Genomic DNA, 18,011 nt, shown 5'->3' with positions numbered 1-18,011 from the left:
GGCTTTCCCTCCTCACAGTCCAGGTACGGGAGGTGCCTGCGTGCTGGGCCGGTCCGGTGCCTGGAACTCTGGGGCCGGCCTTGTCGGTGCCTCCCGTGCAGGGCCGTCCTGGTCGAGGGAAGGCGTGTTGCGAGGCGTGCGGTCGACGTCGTAGCGGGTGCGGGCGAGATCGTGGCCGATCTTCTTCGCGACGAACTGCTCGGTCTGTACCTGCTCACCGTCACGAGTGGCCTCGTACTCACGCACGTACCCCTCGGCGATGAAGTTGTCGCCCTTCCTGAACCGCTCGTGCGCCCGCGCCGCGGTGGCCCGGAACATCACCAGGTCGTGGAACGTGGACTCCAACTGCGTGAAGCTGCCATCGAGGTTCCGGTCGAAGTGTTCCTGCCCGAACCGGGCATAGAACCTCGCCTGCCCCTTGTCGTTGAAACCGAGCTGCGGGGTCGAGGCGATGAACCCCGAAATCGACTGCTGGGTATGAATATCCATTGCACTGCTCCTTCACGATCACCAGACCCCGCTGCGGGGTCATCCGTGAAAGTCAGGTGCACTACAACGACACAGCAACCCTCACGAGTCGGCGGGGCGTTGCAAGAGGGCTTCGAGTTCGGTGCGGTCGGTCTTCAACTGCCCGGCATCGCTACGGTTTGGCCAGGCGCGCAGGTCGGTGACGATCGGTGGTGCGGCGCGCAGTAGAGTGACGCCGGTGCCGAACGGCAGGGTTCTGATCCGGTCGGGTGGCAGGATCGGCACCCGCCGCACCGAGCGCTGGTTTGACCTGGTGCCGTGGTCGCCGAGAGTCACCGAATCGGTGTACTCGTCGCGTTCGCCGATCAGGGTGGAGAGGTCTTGGAGGTCTTTCGAGTTCGACGCCCCGCCGAGAATGATCTTCACGATCGAGGCATCCCAGATCGCCCCAGCCTGATTCTCCGACCACTTATCCCGCGCCTGCGCAAGCGACTGCAACACCGGCATCGTCGTGATCCCCGTACCGCCTCCCTCCGCCATGAGCGTCGGCAGAGACGGCAAGGGGGCCAGGTTGCCGATCTCGTCCAGTGCGAGCAGCAGGGGTGGGTCGAGGCGTGCGCCGGGTGAGCGCGCGGCGATGCGACGGGCGGTTTCGACGAGGTCTTCCACGAACGCCGCCACCAACGCAGCCGACGCCCCTGCGCCCGCGCCGGTGGCAAGGAGGTAGAGCGTTCCACGGTTCCGGATGAACGCCTCCGGATCGAACGACTCACCCTCGGCGGGTGAGACGGCATCAAGCACCCTCGGATCGGCAAGCGCCCCCAGCGCGAGGGCGACGCCCTGCCAGATGGAGTCACGGGTACGAGGGTCGGAGTCGATCATCGCCCCCAACGAATCCGCCCACCCCGCAGCCGCATTCGGATGATTCGTCAGGATCGCGGCCGCATCCGCAGCCGCCGACGGATCAAGCGTCCAACGGAACAGCTCGGCAGGCTGCCGATGATCCAACGCTGCCGCGTGGAGCAGAGCTTGGAGTGCTGTTCTGGTTTTGCCTTCCCAGAACCCACCGGATTCGACCCCACCAGCGGAGAGCCCGGTGGCGGAGGCGAGACCGGTCGCGCGGATCATCGCCGTCAGCGGGTCTTCACACCCCCGAACCGGCGACCACCGCAACCCCGCAGGGAGTCCTTCGGCGAGATGCTGCGGATCGAACACCGCAACCGGACGACCGTCACGTCGGCGGGCACGCAACGTCGCAGTGAGGTTGTCCGGCCGCGTGCTCGTGGTGACCACCGCGCCGGGCGCGTCCAAGACGGCGTTGATCACGACGTGCAGGCCTTTGCCGGAGCGGGGCGGCCCAATGAGCAGGATGGAGTCTTCAACTGACGCCCACACCTGTTTGCCGCGTGAGGTTCCGAGTAGATAACCCACATCCTCCGGTGACGGGGCATCCAGTGACGGGCGCAACGAGGCTGCCCGCCGCAGCAGCGCCTTCGGTGAGGCTGCCTGGGTGACTTCGTGCGTGGTGGCGACCCCGGCCAGGTGGCGCGGGTCGGTCTCGACCTTGTGGCTGTGGCGGCGCCATTTCATCCAGCACCACCCCAACCCGACCGTCACCAACGCGAGGAGCAAGGTTGTGACGATCCAATAGACGACCGGGTTCAGCCCCTCGGCTCCGAGCGCTGTACCGGGGTCGCCGGGGCTGAACAGCACACCCAGCCCACCGGCCGGCCCCGAGGTGGGTTGAGCCGTGCCGGTGAGGAACGCGGCGACCGACCCGGCACCGCGGAGGACGAGGCCGAGGGCGAAGACACTGATGAGGGCGATGAGGGCGGCGTTGGTGAGTTCGTCACCCATCGAGCCGGACTGCCGCTCGTTCACGACAACGCCTCGATATGGGTGGTGCCCGAGATCCGACCCAGCAGCAGCACATCGCGCCGCCCACCGTGTGCGGGTGGGAGCTGGTTGAGATCCAGCAACGCACGGGCTCGCCCGTTGGTGGCGTCGGTGTGGGAGACGATGATCGCCACGGCCACGTCCTCACCGGCAAGGAACCCGTCAGCGGTGACCTCGACCAGCGCCGGCCCCTTCTTCTTTCGGGCAGGCCGTGCGGGTTCTTGGGCTGGTTCGGGCTCGGCAGGACGGGTGCGGGTGCGGGGTTGGATGAGGTCGGTGAATACCGATCCGTCGACTTCTCGGACTTCGATCCGAACCCCGATGCTGCGGTTCTCGGTGACCGCATCGAGCAGGTCGGCGAAGGTGCCGCGCGTCCACTCACCCCTGGCTGGTGGCGGGTACTCGGCGCCGTCGACGGTCACGTCGAGCACACCGGTTTCGGTGACTGCGACGCGGACGTGCGGGAGGACAGCCTGTATGTCTTCGGCGATCGTCTTTGCTGCGGGGCGGGCTCTCATGCGCGCTAGGTGCGCCGCGACGCCGATGGGAAACTGGTGACATGGGTTCACGGGCGGATGACCGGCGGCGCTTCGCCGAGGAGTCCATGCCGCGTATCGCCGCTACTGCCGAGGACGAGGGATTCAGCCAGCAGGCGTCTTCTGGTGAGCGCAGGTGGGAATGGGTGAAGCCGACATCACCGACCGTGCGGGCGGCGGTTCTGTTGTCGGAGATGACGCCGAGGAACGTCCGTGATGGCGTGGATGTTCAGGCTTACGGGGCGATCTATCTCGATCAGGTGGAGCAGCGGCTGCATGAGGACGGGCAACGGCACCCGGACGCGGCGACGCTGATGGCTCCGCTGCGGGCTTGGGGATCAACCTTCACCCGTGATGGCGCCTACCGGTTCCGGCGGAGCGCCGATCCGGAGTCCAGGGTGGAGGAGCTGGCCGGGGATCTGAGATCGTTCGCAGCTTTCGCCACCGCGATCCGTGACGTGACGGATCTGAGCGAGGCTCGCTTGGCGCGCTCACGCATCCGCAGGCACGTCACCGCGGGCTTGGCACCCGGCTACGCGGCCCCTCAGGTCGCCTCGCTCATCGCCGAGATGAACACCAACACCGAAACCGGCGTCGAACCGTAGGCGTCATGGACCGGGAAGTTCCCGCGAGAACCGTCAATATTCACGCGAACTTCTAGACGTTCTGCTTGAGCCGCAAGCTTGTGTCGAAGAGCGAATATTCAGCAGGGTGCAGTTGGTGTTGAGTGACGAAAGACCGGTCTTTGATCCGCCACAGCCCCTGCCCGACACCTAATCCGGGTAGGAGTTTCTGCTCGGTGCCAGTGAGCCCGAGTGCGGATGCGGTGGCTCCGAGCTGGTCGGATTCTTGCCGGTAGACGATCCGGGTTTCCGCGTTCGCGAGCAGGGAGTTGGCGAGGGATCGCATGGCGGAGCCTTGGTCGCCGACGTTGTCCAGGTCGGTCAACTTGTGAAAGATCAGCATGTTCGCGATCCCGTAATGCCTCGCGAGACGCCAATGCGCATCCATCCGCTTCAAGAGTGCGGGGTGGCTCATGAGGCGCCATGCTTCGTCGTAGATCACCCACCGCTGCCCACCGTTCGGGTCGAGCAAGGCGGATTCCATCCACGCGCTGGAGCACGTCATCAGCACCGAGATCAGGGTGCTGTTTTCGGTGACGCGGGAGAGGTCAAGGGAGATCATCGGCAGTGACGGATCAAACCTGACGGTGGATGGTCCGTCGAAGAGTCCGGCGAGGTCGCCGGCCACGAGGCGCCGCAGTGCGTGCCCGACCAGTCGGCCGTCTTCGGCGAGGCGTCTGTCGGTGTCGTCGGTGGGGTTCAGGACGTGGTCGACGACCATCGGCAGGATCGGCACATCGTTCTCCCGCACCGCAGCCGTCAACGCCAGATCGATCGCAGTGTGCTCCAACGGCGTCAGCCCACGCGCGAGCACCGTCTCCGCGAGAGCGCCGATGAGATCCCGGCGGCGCGATGCGACGGTCGCGGCCCATTGCTCATCCGACAGCCCTGATGGTCGGTGCCCTTCATCGAGGGGATTGAGGCGGGTGTTGAGGCCGTGGCCAAGGACAATCGCCCGCCCACCGACCGCCTCAGCGACGGCCGTGTGCTCGCCCTTCGGATCACCGGGAACGTAGACTCGCCGCCCGAACGGAAGCGATCGCGTGTAGAGCGACTTCGCCAGGCTCGATTTCCCGCTACCGACTATGCCGGCGAGGACGACGTTCGGGGCGGTGATGACCCCGCGTGCGTAGAGCACCCAGGGGTCGTAAACGAAGCTCCCGCCGGAGTAGAGGTCCTGGCCGACGAAGACACCGTCAGAGCCGAGCCCGCCTTCGGCGACAAACGGATACGCCCCGGCGAGGGTCGCGGACGTGTCTTGGTGGCGGGGCAACTTGAACCTGCCCGGCGTCCGCAAGGTTGCGGCCCCTGGTTCTCCGGCAGCGGGCAGGTAGGTGGTCGCGCGACGTTCCGCGCGCTCGGCTTCTGCTTTCGCGACCGCGACCGCCTTCTCCGTCTTGCGTTGTTCGGCGGTGATCCGCGCGGCGGCCTGCCTGCGCTGTTTGCGGAGCTTGCGGCGTTCGGATGCGGGTGCGACGAGGACGGAGGTGTGCAGGCGCTCGGGCTCAGAGTTCATCGTCCGAGCCCCCGCCCCGCATGCTGCGCCGGGCGAGGCGTAGCCGCGAACCAGTCCTTACCCGCAACCGCGGGTGTCTTCCGGGTAGTGGCGGAGGCGACGGTATCCGTGCTGGGGGCGGCTCTGCCGGCTCCTTCACCCAGGCCGACCGCAGCAACCGCCGGTGCGGGCGCGGGCTCGGCGAGAGCGAAATCGGCCGGAGCATCGTAAGCGCGGAGTAGGGAGACGTGGCTGAGGAATGGATTGTAGGTCAACGTGTAGTTGCCCTCGGTGGTGGTGCGGTCGAGGTTCCCGACCGGTGGGGTGTCGTAGACGTACCCGTTGGTAAGGGCAGCATCGGTGGTCTCTTCCCCGTAATCCCACTGACTCAGGTGCTCGATCCCGGCGGTCGTGCCGTCACGCTGAATGAGATCGAGTACCCGGTCAGCTTCCTCACCATCGAAGAACACAACGCTGACCCACCGCCGCGCGGTTTCGGGGTCGGGGCGCCAGGCGATCCGGCCCGCTGCGTTCATGGCCGCATCGAGCCGGTCATGTGCGGCATCGATCAGGGTCGCGGCCTGATGCAGCTCATCCGCCGCAGCCAGCGCATCCTTCGCACCAATCGCGGCGTCACCTTGGTCGTCGAACGCGCGGGGTTGGCCGGTGACATGAGCGGCGGCGAGCTGGTCGAGTACCTGCCGCAGCGACCGGACACCTGCGAGGAGATCCCCGAGCACCGGATACATCTGCGCCGGCTGGTCAATACGGATTGTCGCGTGCGCAAGACCCCGCAGCGCTTCGGATGCTTCGGCAGCATCGGTTCTCGGATCGGTGAAAGTGGGCATGAGAGTCCTCCCTGACGATGGATGTCGCCAGCCAGGTGCGTCAGCTATTCCATGCGTGTCAGACGCTCCGGATACCCTTGAAGCATGAGTTTTTCCGCTTCCGTGCTTCGGGTGATGATCGCTTCCCCGTCAGACATTCCCGATGCTCGCGATGCAGTAGAAGCCGCGATCAATGACTGGAACAACGCCAACGCTGCAACCAAGCAGGTAGCGCTACTGCCGTGGAGATGGGAGACCTCGTCCGTTCCTGTCCTCGGAGGTCATCCGCAGTCACTGATCAACTCGCAAGGCGTTGACCAATGCGACATCGTCTTCGCTCTGTTTGGCAGCCGGCTTGGCTCCCCAACGCCCGACGCGGTATCCGGCACCGTTGAAGAGATCGAACGCGCCGTGGATAGCGGAAAGCCTGTTCACCTCTATTTCTCAACTGCACCGCTTCCTCACGACGTGGACACCCAGCAGCTCGACGGTCTCCGGGAATTTCGTGCTGCAATCAGCGAGCGAGGTTTGCTTGGCGAGTTCGCCAACACTGGCCAGCTCGGCCACGAGGTCTGGAAGGCCATCGAGTACGACATCGCTTCGTTAGAACTGTCAGCCCCGCAACTCCCTGCAACTAAATCTGGTGTGCGGTTCGCGGCTCAGCCTCAGCAAGAACGAGAACTGACGTCATACGACAGCAAGGGAAAGCCTCGCTACTCCACTCGGCACTGGATCGACATCACCAACACGGGTGACCAAGACGCCACTGATGTGCGATTCGAGGTCGTCGGAGAAAACTCCAGCATGATCCTGACTAGCGGCGATGAACCCACCGTCATCCATGCCGGCCAGACTCGCCGCCTGCATGTGCTTCATCACATGGGTGGCGGCGATCCCGACATCATTCGCATCCGCTGGAGCGAGGACGACGAACAGAAGGAACGCGAGTTCCACGTCGGCTGACGACTACACCTTCCGGCACAGCGGCAATGCCGCCGCCGTGAACGCCGCCGCCTGCTGCCCGACCAGCAACCGGGTCTCGCACGAGGCTTGGATCGCGGCCTGTTCGATCGCGGCGACCGCGGCATCGAGCTCGTTCACGGTGGGTGCGGTGATGGTGATGAGGCCGGTGTAGCGGAGGATGCCGTGCCCGGCAGTCAGGTCTGCCTCCTGCTGCAACACGTCCTGGTACTCCGCCGTCTGGGAGGCGTCTTCGATCTGCCCGATCCGTTGCCGTTGCGCCGCATCACTGATGTGCTCGACCTTCTTCTTCCTGATATCCCGTGCCGCCTGGTCCGATCGCATCGGGGTGCAGATCAGGGAGAACGAGCGCTGTATCCCGGTGGAGAGCAGGACGGGTGAGAGGAATCCGGGGAACACCATCGACCGCGGCCACTCACTGATCCACAGGGTGGCGTGGTGGGCGGAGTCGGTACGAATCCGCGACCACGACTCGTTCACCGCCAACGGCCCCGCCGTAGCAAGCGATTGTCCGATCTGGCCTTGACGCTCCAAGGTCGCGGCGATCGCCGGGTCGTAAGCGCTACGGAGGATGACAGCGATCTGCCCCGCGGTCAGCCACCCGCCGGGATTGAGGTCGGCGGAACGCAGCGCCGCTACCAGGGTTGCCATCTCCTGTCGCAACACGGCGGCGGCTCCGCGGATGCCGCCGCCGGCGGTGCGGATCTGCCGGGCTGCTGCTCGCATGTCCAGTGCGAGCGAGAGCGTGGTCGCGTGCCGTTCCCCGGCAGGCCCCGCCCGGTCGATCAGCTCCGCGTAAGTGGTGGATGCCCAGGAGTCGTCGTGGGTGCCATGCGAGGCCCACCACTCTGCCAACCCCGTACCCGAATCTGGAAGGGTGCGTTCAAGGACTTGGAGGGTCGCGACCCGTCCGGATCGGCAGACAGTGGCGAGCACACGGCCCCAGGAGGTAACGCGGCGTTCCTGCTCTCCCGGATCGAGGAGCACGAACGCGGGATGCGTCACCTCCACCACGACCGTCAGTGTCGAGGCGTGGGGGTCGTGGATCATCCCCGCCTCAGTCTCCGGGTCGGTGTACTCCCGCAGCCGCGCCATGTCACCGGGCAGGGCGAGGGTGCCGACCGGGCGCGGAACCACCACCCGGCGGCGGTAGAGCAGTTGTCCGATGGTGGTGCGGTAGAGCCACCAGCAGGCGACGGGGAGCCATTCGACCATCGGCCGCCCCGCGACCGGTATCCACGTCAACGCAATCGACATGGCCCAGATGGGTGCGGTGTACGCCATGAGTATGCCGCCGCCTGCGTAGAGGGCTCCGACGAAGGCGAGGATGCCGATGGCCAGGGTGACGAGCTGTGAGAGGGAGAGGCCGAGGAGGATGCCGCGGCGTGCGAGGCGGGAGAACTTCACCGGCACCAACTCGCCGCCGCTGGTTGTGTTCGTGTTGTTCATCGGTTACTCCTTGCCGGGCTTCGGGGCAGGTGGCTTCGGATTCGACGGCGGCAGGTCAGACGGCGGGATCGGGTTCTTCGGCACCGGCGTAGACGGCGCTGCCGGAGCGCCCGCGTTTCCGGGCTGGCCCGCACCGTCCGCAGCGGCGTCTGCCTCGTTGGCGAGGTGACCTGCGGCCTTCGGTCCGGCCTCGAAGGAGTCCTTGGCGATCTTCGCCGCAATCAGGCCCGCTGCGATCGGTGCCGCAACGGCCGCACCACCGGCAGCCGCACCGGATCCGCCAGCCCCCGCACCCGCACCGGCACCTGCGCCGGCTCCGGCGCCTGCGCCACCACTGGATGCGGCGGGGGTCGGTTTCGGTGCGGCCGCAGCCGACCCACCGCCCGATTTGCCTCCGCCGCTGCCGGTGCCGTCGAGGACCTTCTGTGGGTCACCACCCTGCGGCTTGGACGGCACCGGCATCGGCCGGTTCAACGACTGCTTGGCGTCCTGTTCGGAGCCGATCGCGTGATACATATCGAATCCCACGAACGAGATGAACTTGTAGGTCAGGTATGGGGCGAATCCGGCCATCGCCATCAGCACCACACCCGCGATCGGGTCAGACACGGAGGCGAGGTCGGCCTCGATGGGTGCGCTGACCTGGGTGACGGCGACGAGGAACATCACCACCAGCACCAACTTCGACGCGATCAGCGCGATGACGAACATGGCCCACTTCGACACCCAACTCCGTGACGCATCCCACGACGAACCGGAGAACGCGAGGGGCGCCATCACGATCGCCACCAACAGCAACGCCTTCCGCACCAGGAGCGACAGCCACACGATTGCGGCGGAGGTGATCGCGAGCCCGGCGAGGAAAATGGTGATGATCGCCCCGACGCCGGGCGCGGCGATGCTGATGCCGGTGAGGCCTGCGACGAGGAGGGTGATCTTGTCACCCATCGTCTCCGTGGTCTCCCCGCCGGCTTGGATGATGCCGGTGCAGAGCTGATCCACGATCTCCAACGCCAGCCCGGTCAACGTGATCACCACGAAACTGCCAAGCACGCTCTTCGCGAGGCCGAGCGCGGCCCTGGAAAGGGCGCCGGGGTCTCGTTTGATCAGGCCGGTGATGAGTTGGAGACAGAAGAAGATCAGCATGATGAACACGGCGATCCCGAACACCAGGTTGTAGACGCTGACGTACCCGTCGGATGTGACGTCGACGAGCGTGGTGGTGTCGAACACGTTCCAGACGGCCTCGAACAACCAGCCCGCGGCCGCACCCATTGCCTGGGCGAGCCAATCGAACGGGGCGGAGATCAAGGCTCCGGCGGCGTCGCCTGCGACATCGCAGACGGTGGAGATGACAGGAACATCGCAAACCCCCATCACAAACCTCCTCAGATCGAGCGGGGGATGGGGTTAGACCTGCTGGCCGACGTTCCAGAAGAAATTGATCAACGTGACCGCAGCACCACAGATGACCGCGGCGCCGCAGGAGACCAGGACGCCGATCTTTCCCCTGCCCGCCAGGTGCGGGTTGCTGCTGTTCGCACCGAAGCCCCACACGATCGCCGAGATGATCAAGGCGAGAACGGAGAGGATGAGGCCGACGGTCATGACCGCGCCCACGATCGTGCGCAGCTGCGCGATACCGGGCAGGCCGGAGTCGTTGGGGTTGATGTCGATGTCCATCGGCACGAGCGCCGGGATCACGGATACAGCGGTGGTGATGAGGTCGAACACGGTGGGGTCTCCTGACACGAACAAGGCCCACAAGCGTGGGCAGCGGAAGGGTTCTGACCTCAGGTGCGCCAGGACAACCACCGCGGAGAAGGCGACTAGCGTGGGAGGCGTGGAGCGTGTTCTCGCCGCCAGCGCGGTCATCACCGACGACGCGGGCCGCGTGCTGCTCGTGCTACGGGGCGAGGAGCCCGAGAAGGGATGCTGGTCGGTGCCCGGAGGGTCTGCTGAACCCGGTGAAACCCCCGCGCAGACCGCCCGCCGGGAGGCATGGGAAGAGACCGGCCTACATGTCGAGATCGGTCAGGAGCTGTGGACGGTAGATGTGCCGACCGGCGACGGGCGCGTGTTCGAGATCCATGACTTTGCAGCCACCGTCACCGCAGGAAACCTCACGCCGGGCGACGATGCCGACGACGCACGCTGGTTCACCCCGGACGAGCTCACTCAGGTACCACTGACGACGAGCCTGCTGGACTACCTCGCCCTCGCAGGCATCGTGCCCGCCAGATAGCGCTACCGCAGCCGTCCACGAGCTGACGTGAACCTCAGAGCTGGTCACCGACCGCGATGAGCCAGTTCATCCACGCCACCCCACCGCCAGCAAGCGCGGCGGTGCCGAGGGCGACGAGGAGGCCGGTGCGGGATTTCGATGCGGTGGCGTGGTTGCCGTGCGCGGAGGCGACGGCCCAGACGATCGCGGACACGATCAACATGAGCACCGCGATGACGAGGACAAAGGTGAGCAGGGCGCCGATGACTTCTTTGAGGTCACCGATACCACCGAGACCATCGAAATCCGGGAACACATTCATGACTCGTTCCCTTCACTGGTGGTGCAGCCGCCCGGATCGGTGATCTCGCCAGCGTCGAGGTCTGCGGCACCGTGCTGTTCCAGCCAGACGGCGGGGTCGGTGTATTCGCCGTTGGTGCCGCCGATCCTGACCTCGAAATGCAGGTGCGGGCCAGTGCTGTTGCCCGAGGAGCCGACATCAGCGATGTGCTGCCCCGCGGTCACACGATCACCCGCCGTGACGCGGATGCCGGTCTCCCAAGAGTGCGCATACGCCGTCGCGACCGTCTTCCCGTCCACGGTGTGCTCAATGACGACCAGGCCGCCGTAGCCGCCGGAGTATTCGGCAACGGTGACAACACCATCAGCGGCGGCGAGGATCGGGGTGCCGTCGGGGCCGGCGAAGTCAGTGCCGGAGTGGAGCTTGTATTCCCCGGTGATGGGATGTTCGCGCATCCCGTAAGGGCTGGTCATCACCCAGGTGCCCTCCGGCATCGGGAATACCACACGGGAGGTCTCCGGCACCGGCCCCAACACCGCACCACCACCAGCGGGCTGTGCTGTGGTGTTGGTGGTGAGGGCTTGGAGGATCTGCTCTGCGACCGACTCATAGTTCCGATACCGGTCGGGGTAGGCGGAGACTTCGACGGATTGGGCGGCCTCGCCCTTGTCCATCGACTCCCGCCCCGCAATATCCAGCAATCCCCGCGGCGACGGATAGTTCGGCCCAGCGGGTCCGCCGAAGAAGGCGCGGACTTGGTAGTTCGGGTCCATGAGATCAGCGACCGTGCCCCACCCGGATTGTGGGCGCATCTGGAACAAGCCCAGGCTGTCGTTGTCGGACCCGTTGCCGTCGTTCGGGTAGTCCGCCGAGTCCGGGTAGTGGCTGGTGTTCGACAGCATCCGCAACGTCGACTCCGTCAGCGCGGCCATGAGCGCGATCTGCACACCGTCACGATTCACACCCTCGATCGCGGAGCCGGTGGTGATGATCGTCGCGGCGTGGGTGAGCTGCTGATGGTTCAGCGTGAACGAGTACCCGGAAGCATCCGTCACGTCGAGTTCGTCCGGGATCGTGCCGACGGTCAGGCCGGTGGACAGGCAGGTGGCGTTCGCGGCCTGTGCGGGGTTGATGAGCGCCCCGATCGAGACGAGCATGATCGAGGGTGCGAGGAACAGCAGGGCGATCCCTGCGATGGCGAGTTTCTTGAACACGATCCACCCCCTGCTACTTCAGGGGGGTGTCGAGTTGGGAGAGCCGCAACAGGTGGCAGTCGTCGCCGTCAGGCGGGCAGACGATGAACACCGTGAACGACACCGCATGCTCACTGGCGACAGGGTCCTCGTTCCAGACACCGGAGCGGTGCCGGGTGCCGTCGATCGTGTACGCCGTTGTTCCCTCTGCGAGCTGGCCCGGCTGTGCCTGCTCGACGGCCGTATCCCACGCCTCCGGCACATAAGCGTTGTCGATGGTGAGGTGCTGGGTGGTGAGGTACTTCCGCAACTCGAGCCACGCCTCTCTCGCTGGTAGATAGGCGGCAACATCGGCCGCGAGGCCCGCCTGCTCAGCACCGTAGGGATCGCCGACATCGAGGATCACTGATGTGTAGTCCAACGGGAAGAAGCCCGACGCGGTATCCCAGGTGAAGAGGGCTTCGGCGACGTTCCGGGCGAAGGTCTCCGGATCATCCGACCTCGACACCACCGGCAACCGCGGCGAAGTGGTCGGCCCCGGAGTTTCGGGTGCGATCGATGACGGTTCCGAACCGGTCGGGTAATCCGTGCCGGTGGCGTTGCGGGGGCCGGTGATGAGGCCGTAGATGCCGATCCCGGCGAGGATCAGGAACACCACCCCGCTCGCAGCGGCGGCGATCAGGCGGCGACGGATGCGAGGGTCGGACACATCGAGAGTTCTCATAACCCCCAGGTGCGCCCCAGCTTCACCAACGCGCGGGGCAGTTAGCGGAGAGGTGCCAGTGCTACGTCCTCAGCCGCTGACCGAGTGGCGGTGCGGGCGGTGCGGAGGTCTTCAGCGAACGTCACCGTGCCTTCGACGACGGTATAAAAGGCGTCGGCTTGTTCGTCGGTGAGGTCGGTGGCGAGCCGGGTGAGGTCGTACTTGATCCACCAGGAATCGAGATCGGTCCACGTGAGCACAAATGCCCGCACCCCCAGCAGCGTGATCCCCTCTTCGACCGGCGACACCGGGCGGGTCTTCCGCGCCTGTTCTTTCTTCTTGGCTTTTGCTTCGGCTTGGACGCGGGCCACGGCTTCTTCGGCCATCTGATGTAGTTCCGCATCCCGGGCCGCGCGGGCTTGCTCGGTCATGCTGGTGGCGAGGGCGCGGACGCGCGTGTATTCCGGGTCGACGGGGCCGCCGTCCTGGATCTGATCCAACGCCGCCTGTGCAGCGACTCGGACATGCTCGGGGTATTTGCGGTCGGTGGCGACCTGTTCGACGTAGCCGATCTTGTCGTAGGTCCGATACGACGCCCCACCCGGAATCATTGCCGCAGCCTGCTCGCGCGTCTTCCCGGCTTGACCGGGTGGGGGTGGAAGATGTCCACCCCCATGCTCACCGGGCGCATGGCCTTTCTGGAACTGCGTGGATTGCTCCCGCAGCGCGGCTTCCTCGCTCATGATCGCCTTGAGCTCCCGATACAACGCTGCCGCTTCCAGCGCGGTGAGGGGCTTGTGGAGCACGTTGTCGTCCTGCTCCGCGAGCAGCTGCCCGAGCCGATCCGACAGCCCGGATCGCACCCACACGTTCACGGTCTTGATGCCGAGCATCTTCAACGCCGCCAAACGTCGAGCCCCGCAAACGAGAAACCCGTCCGGGGTCACGGTGATGGGTTGCAGCAGCCCGTCACGCTTGATCGACGCGGCAAGGACGTCGATGTCGCCGAGTTCAGCACGGTGCCGGTTGCCGACACGGATCGAGGCGACGGTCCGCTCGACCTGCACACTCCCCACTGGTTGCTCGCTCATCACCCATCACTCCCTGGCTCCGGGAGCCGCCAGAGAGAGTGCGAGGACGAGGTCGTCATCGCGCAGCAGCAGCGGGATCGTCTCGCCGATCAGCAGCCGCAGCAGCACACCGCGGCCAGCGCCCGTCGTGGCGTGATCGGTGTCGGGGTTGCCGAGCATCGCCCGCAGCAACGCATGCCACGACCCGGACGGGATATCCAGCAGCACGCGAACTTGCTTGTCACGGCGCAATGCTTCGAACGCTGTCGCACGTGAGCCGGCTTTGATGAGAGCCCCGCACACGTGCTCGACCCCAGAGCGCGCGGTCTCTGGTGTCCAGCCGAGCATGGCGAGGAACGCGATTGCGTCTTCCGCAGCCGACATCGCCAACTGCGTCGCACTGTCCGATTCCTCTTCGCCGGTTGGGGCGTACTTGCCGAGTTCGATGCTGTCGATGATCCGAAACGCCGGATGGTAGTCCGTCAGCGGGTTCTCCCGATCGCTGAACCGCTCGGGATCGTGGAAGGAAGAGATGTGGGGGCGGCGGGCTTGGTGGACGGAGCAGAGGAGTCCTTGGGCGCGTTCTTCGAAGATGCAGGTGATCCGCACCGCATGCGTGATCACACCCCACGGATTCTCCGCCGTGCGTGCCGCCCTGGTGCGCATGACATCGAACGCCGCCGATGCCGCTTCCCACGGGTCCAGGCCGTGCTTACTGGCGAGGGGTGCATACTTCTCGGCGGCATACGCCATGAGTTCCGCAACGACCGGATCGTGCTCCCACGCACCAGGGCCTGCTTCATGGAGTCGGACGAGGAGGGTGCGGAGGCCTTCGCCGGTGCGGAAGTCCTCGGGCCGATCCGGCATCGCGGTCGCTGTTCTGGTGGTCATGGTCGGACACCTCCTCTTCCGCAGTCAGGTGCACAACCTGTACCTAGTGGAGCTGGTGTCAGTGCCTTCGTGTCCATCGCTTCTCACCGGCCTAGCTCTTCCCGACCGAACCACGAGTGACCGGCTCACGCGACGAGCTGCGGCGGCCGAACGCGGACAGCGGCGGCAGTTGACCGATTCGCTTTCCGATCTTGGTTGAGGCGTTTGCGATCCCTGTGCGGGTTTGGCGGGCGAGGTTGGCGTGGAAGTCGATGCCGCGCCGGGCCACGGTGGCTGAGTGGCGGGCCATGAGATCGGTGGGGCGTACCCAATCGACTCCTCGTGCCCGATGCTGCTCCTGCGCGAGCTGCATGGCCTGCTGACGGGTTGCTTCGGCCTCGATCGCATCCGGGGTCAGATCCTCGGCGGGGTTCTTGGTCGGCTCGTTTCGCTTGATGGCCGACGTGTGCTCGGTGGTCATCGAGCGGTCGTCGTTCCAGGGGTTCTCGTTGTTCATCGTGTTCTCTCTTCCTCCACCCACACGGGCGAATCGTTTTCGGTTTCTTCTTCTGGGGGTTCTTGCTCGTCTTTACGTTCTGGGTGGGTGAACCAGCGGCCCACGGTTGAGGGATGCACCCCGAGCTGCCGAGCGATGCGCTTGTTCGACCACCCCGACAACCGCAGCTCCGCCGCATACTCACGACGATCAGGCATCTCCGGGGCGGGCTCGATCACGGAGAAGGAGAGAGGAACAGCGTCGGGACTGTTCGACGGTTCCGGCTCGGCCTGATCGGCTTCGATTGCCGGTTCGGATTGCGGGGAGCGGGTGAGGATCACGGTCAGATGCGTGATCGCCAGCAGCACCACCGGCGGCACCGCAGCCACAGACGCAGCAAGTATTGGGGGCACGTCGGTGTCCGCGGTTAGGATCGCGTGGATCGCATTCGCCGTCACCGACACCGCCGCACCACCAATCAGCAGCGCCCACGGATACCACGCAGCCCGGAGCCCCGCGAGGGCGACGACGGCGACGGTCGCGACGACGATGATGCCGTCCACGATCAGAGGCCATGCCCACGCCTGCCCGACCCCGATCCCGGAGCGACGGGCGAGGTCAGCGAGGGCGGTGTAAGACAGCCAGAACGCGCCGGACGCGATGAACACCGTTCCTGCCACCGCGGTGCGCACCGCCCACCGCCGCGTATTCACGACAACCCCCGACCCGCTGGACGTGAGGCTGCATGCCTCGGGCGGGCGAAACCATCAGACCGTGACGTGCTGGATGTTCTCGGCGGTGGGTGGACGGCGCGGTAGGCCGACCGCACGGTCGTGGTGACTTCCCGCTCGCTCAGCCCGGCGTGTCCGGCGGCCGCGGTGAGCACGTCGAGCGCATCAGACGGTGCGACCCCGTTTTCAGCGAGGCGGCAGGCGGCCCAGAACAGGCCGCGGTTGCGTTCGCCTTCGCCGCGGGTGGCGACCCACGCTGCGATGCGCGACACATCCCGATCACGTACCGCACCCGATGGGGAGATCCCACGCGACACCGGCCGCGATGTTGGTCTGGGGTCGAGGAAGTCACGCAGCCCGCCCGAGTCGATGGTGGATGCGGGGCCGGTGTTGATCTGTCGCAGCGCATACGGCACAGAGGCTCCGTGGATGACGACGGAGGAGGGCGGGATGATGATGTACCCGCCGTCACCGCGGAAGTCGATCCCCGCCCGAGCCGCCTGCCACGAAGGTTGCGCCGTGTCCGGTGTGGCTGGGTAGTAGGCGTGCAGGCCACCCGACGGGCTCGTGACGGTGAACATCCACCCATCGATGAGCCCGGCACGGTGTGCGCGGTTCATCGCTTCGAATCCGTTGACCGAGCCGTGAACATCGACATCGACGACCACGACCCCGGAAGAGGCGCCGGTGGGGAGGCCGACGTTCGCTCCTGGATGCTGCCGCCACCACGCATCCACCAAGGCCGGGTCGGTGCTGGCGTCGTAGAAGCCGTGCTCGGTCAGCGGACGCTTCGCCCCCGACACACACGGAAACACCGGCACCCCGGCCGTGGCGAACTCGCGAGCAGCAGCCGAGACCGGCCAGCGCCCATTCAGCCGCAACAACACCTCCGAGAACGCATCGTGAGTAGCCATCACAGCCCCCGCCCCACCGTTGCCGCAGCCCGCACGGGCTCACTACGCTCCGACACTGGCTTCACCGGCCGGGCCGCCGCACGTTGCGGCTTCTCCTGCTGCGCAGCGTCGCGTTCCAGACCTGGTGGGGTGCCGTCGGCGACCACCACTGTGTCGAGCTGATCGAGAATCCCGAGCGCGGCCTTGCGGACGCGTTCGCCGGTGGCCTTCACCACCTCAACAGGCTCCTTCCCATCGACACGGGCGGCCCAGGTCGAGACGTACGGGATCGTGTACCCGCTGGTGTCCATCCCGTGCGCCGCACCCACCATGAGGGCGACGGATTCCGCCTCGACCTCACCGATCCCGCGATGGTGCCGAGCGTCCTCGTCATCGGGGTTGTGCAGCAGCACGTGCCCGAGTTCGTGCGCGAGGGTTTTTACTTGGGCAGCGGGGTCCATGTTCTCCCGCACCGCCACCGACTTGGCATCCCAGTCGGTCATGCCGTTGGCGCCGTGGATCATACCCTCATGCGGCACCCGCAGCACACGGAACCCCGCAGCGACGACCTGCGCCGACAGGCCCTCCCAGAGCCCGGTTGGTGCTTCACCTTCGAGGAGTTTCGGTGCCGGAGGTTCCGGTATCGGATCGCCATCGGTTTGGGAGGCATCCCAGACGTACGCAGGGCGGGCGGCGATCATCCGGGATCGCACCACCTCACCCGGACGAGGCTTCTCACCCCGCTCCAACCGCCGCCACGAATCCGCAACTGCCGGCGTCGCCGAAGCGAACCGGCCCGTGACAGGGGCGAAAATCTGCAACCCCGGCTGGCCCTTCTGAACTTGGCGGCCGAGCTGCTGCCACTGCCGATACCCAGCCACCAACGACGGAAACGGCTCAGGCACCCGCCCCGCCGAGTAGTTCGCTTCGTGTTGGAACCAGATCAGCAGCGTGTTGTTGAAGCTCCGTGACCTGAACCTGGCCGCGAACGCTAGAGCGCGCCCCCAGTCCTTACCGGAGACCAGCGTCTCGACGGCACCGGTCAGGCGCTCGTGGAGTTCGTCGAGCTTCGCATCCCGTGCCGCTCGGATTTCCTCTTTCGTCGCCATCATCGGACCTCCTTTCGGCGAGGCCCATGACATGACAGCCGAGAGCCCTTGCGACCATGAGGTGCGCCGGGACGTGCGCGAGCACTGGCAGGAACGAAACGAGGTGCGTGACCGCCAGGGATCTGACCAGACCCGACGAGTTCGAT

General features: G+C 66.1%; 19 protein-coding genes and 1 pseudogene. 3 read left to right on the top strand and 17 right to left on the bottom strand.

Annotated elements, in window-relative coordinates; genetic code table 11:
- Nucleotides 1-12: 12 nt before the first annotated feature.
- The 3 genes from AC0QR5_RS05845 to AC0QR5_RS05835 all read right to left on the bottom strand — a co-directional run bounded on the left by AC0QR5_RS05845 (nucleotide 13) and on the right by AC0QR5_RS05835 (nucleotide 2,882).
- Nucleotides 13-489 carry a single-stranded DNA-binding protein gene (locus AC0QR5_RS05845; protein WP_045247673.1) on the bottom strand — a complete coding sequence of 159 codons (477 nt, stop codon included), beginning with the start codon at nucleotides 487-489 and terminating at the stop codon, nucleotides 13-15.
- Nucleotides 490-570: 81 nt separating this feature from the next.
- On the bottom strand, nucleotides 571-2,325 hold the full coding sequence (locus AC0QR5_RS05840) for a type IV secretory system conjugative DNA transfer family protein (RefSeq protein ID WP_084603854.1): 1,755 nt from the start codon (nucleotides 2,323-2,325) through the stop codon (nucleotides 571-573).
- Between the two features lie 20 nt (nucleotides 2,326-2,345).
- Nucleotides 2,346-2,882 carry a hypothetical protein gene (locus tag AC0QR5_RS05835; RefSeq protein ID WP_045247675.1) on the bottom strand — a complete coding sequence of 179 codons (537 nt, stop codon included), beginning with the start codon at nucleotides 2,880-2,882 and terminating at the stop codon, nucleotides 2,346-2,348.
- A gap of 41 nt (nucleotides 2,883-2,923) precedes the next feature.
- Here AC0QR5_RS05835 and AC0QR5_RS05830 point away from each other — a divergent pair, with 41 nt between their 5' ends.
- Entirely contained in the window at nucleotides 2,924-3,505 is a 582-nt protein-coding gene (locus AC0QR5_RS05830; RefSeq protein WP_045247676.1) for a hypothetical protein, read from the top strand.
- Nucleotides 3,506-3,557: 52 nt separating this feature from the next.
- Here AC0QR5_RS05830 and AC0QR5_RS05825 read toward each other — a convergent pair whose 3' ends face one another.
- Entirely contained in the window at nucleotides 3,558-5,039 is a 1,482-nt protein-coding gene (locus AC0QR5_RS05825) for an ATP-binding protein (RefSeq protein ID WP_045247677.1), read from the bottom strand.
- Nucleotides 5,036-5,866, bottom strand: a complete 831-nt coding sequence (locus AC0QR5_RS05820) for a hypothetical protein (RefSeq protein WP_045247678.1) — start codon at nucleotides 5,864-5,866, stop codon at nucleotides 5,036-5,038. Before AC0QR5_RS05820 ends, AC0QR5_RS05825 begins: the two co-directional genes overlap by 4 nt.
- Before the next feature lie 84 nt (nucleotides 5,867-5,950).
- Between AC0QR5_RS05820 and AC0QR5_RS05815 the strand changes: the two genes are divergently transcribed.
- Entirely contained in the window at nucleotides 5,951-6,808 is an 858-nt protein-coding gene (locus tag AC0QR5_RS05815; protein WP_045247679.1) for a DUF4062 domain-containing protein, read from the top strand.
- Between the two features lie 3 nt (nucleotides 6,809-6,811).
- Here AC0QR5_RS05815 and AC0QR5_RS05810 read toward each other — a convergent pair whose 3' ends face one another.
- From AC0QR5_RS05810 to AC0QR5_RS05800, 3 genes are read right to left on the bottom strand one after another with little or no spacing between them, the layout of a single operon-like run.
- Complete coding sequence (locus tag AC0QR5_RS05810) at nucleotides 6,812-8,275, bottom strand: SCO6880 family protein (protein ID WP_045247680.1); 1,464 nt, start codon at nucleotides 8,273-8,275, stop codon at nucleotides 6,812-6,814.
- Nucleotides 8,276-8,278: 3 nt separating this feature from the next.
- Nucleotides 8,279-9,652, bottom strand: a complete 1,374-nt coding sequence (locus AC0QR5_RS05805) for a hypothetical protein (protein ID WP_045247681.1) — start codon at nucleotides 9,650-9,652, stop codon at nucleotides 8,279-8,281.
- A 33-nt stretch (nucleotides 9,653-9,685) separates the two neighbouring features.
- A complete protein-coding gene (locus AC0QR5_RS05800) occupies nucleotides 9,686-9,958 on the bottom strand; it encodes a DUF6112 family protein (RefSeq protein ID WP_411742250.1) in 273 nt (90 codons plus the stop codon).
- 160 nt (nucleotides 9,959-10,118) lie between these two features.
- Between AC0QR5_RS05800 and AC0QR5_RS05795 the strand changes: the two genes are divergently transcribed.
- On the top strand, nucleotides 10,119-10,520 hold the full coding sequence (locus tag AC0QR5_RS05795) for an NUDIX hydrolase (RefSeq protein ID WP_045247683.1): 402 nt from the start codon (nucleotides 10,119-10,121) through the stop codon (nucleotides 10,518-10,520).
- A gap of 34 nt (nucleotides 10,521-10,554) precedes the next feature.
- Here the strand turns inward: AC0QR5_RS05795 and AC0QR5_RS05790 are convergent, their stop codons facing one another.
- From AC0QR5_RS05790 to AC0QR5_RS05750, 9 genes and pseudogenes are all read right to left on the bottom strand, one after another.
- Nucleotides 10,555-10,821, bottom strand: coding sequence for a DUF6112 family protein (locus AC0QR5_RS05790; protein ID WP_045247684.1), 267 nt, complete (start codon nucleotides 10,819-10,821; stop codon nucleotides 10,555-10,557).
- 14 nt (nucleotides 10,822-10,835) lie between these two features.
- A pseudogene (locus AC0QR5_RS05785) lies at nucleotides 10,836-12,014 on the bottom strand (M23 family metallopeptidase); the annotation flags it as partial.
- A 13-nt stretch (nucleotides 12,015-12,027) separates the two neighbouring features.
- The gene (locus AC0QR5_RS05780) at nucleotides 12,028-12,717 is read right to left on the bottom strand and encodes a hypothetical protein (RefSeq protein ID WP_045247685.1); all 690 of its coding nucleotides are present in this window, start codon (nucleotides 12,715-12,717) and stop codon (nucleotides 12,028-12,030) included.
- 41 nt (nucleotides 12,718-12,758) lie between these two features.
- Nucleotides 12,759-13,787 carry a ParB N-terminal domain-containing protein gene (locus tag AC0QR5_RS05775; RefSeq protein WP_045247686.1) on the bottom strand — a complete coding sequence of 343 codons (1,029 nt, stop codon included), beginning with the start codon at nucleotides 13,785-13,787 and terminating at the stop codon, nucleotides 12,759-12,761.
- A gap of 6 nt (nucleotides 13,788-13,793) precedes the next feature.
- A complete protein-coding gene (locus tag AC0QR5_RS05770; protein WP_045247687.1) occupies nucleotides 13,794-14,657 on the bottom strand; it encodes a hypothetical protein in 864 nt (287 codons plus the stop codon).
- A 91-nt stretch (nucleotides 14,658-14,748) separates the two neighbouring features.
- Entirely contained in the window at nucleotides 14,749-15,153 is a 405-nt protein-coding gene (locus AC0QR5_RS05765; RefSeq protein ID WP_048809052.1) for a hypothetical protein, read from the bottom strand.
- Nucleotides 15,150-15,824, bottom strand: a complete 675-nt coding sequence (locus AC0QR5_RS05760; RefSeq protein WP_045247688.1) for a DUF2637 domain-containing protein — start codon at nucleotides 15,822-15,824, stop codon at nucleotides 15,150-15,152. The genes AC0QR5_RS05765 and AC0QR5_RS05760 overlap by 4 nt, the downstream gene beginning before the upstream one ends.
- Nucleotides 15,825-15,841: 17 nt before the next feature.
- Nucleotides 15,842-16,780: a bifunctional DNA primase/polymerase gene (locus AC0QR5_RS05755; RefSeq protein WP_045247689.1), complete on the bottom strand. Its 939-nt coding sequence runs from the start codon at nucleotides 16,778-16,780 to the stop codon at nucleotides 15,842-15,844.
- Nucleotides 16,777-17,865, bottom strand: coding sequence for an ArdC-like ssDNA-binding domain-containing protein (locus tag AC0QR5_RS05750; protein ID WP_425411864.1), 1,089 nt, complete (start codon nucleotides 17,863-17,865; stop codon nucleotides 16,777-16,779). Before AC0QR5_RS05750 ends, AC0QR5_RS05755 begins: the two co-directional genes overlap by 4 nt.
- Between the last annotated feature and the right edge of the window lie 146 nt (nucleotides 17,866-18,011).

This window comes from Arthrobacter sp. J156 (assembly GCF_056172865.1).
This window is presented reverse-complemented; position numbering and strand designations above follow the sequence as displayed.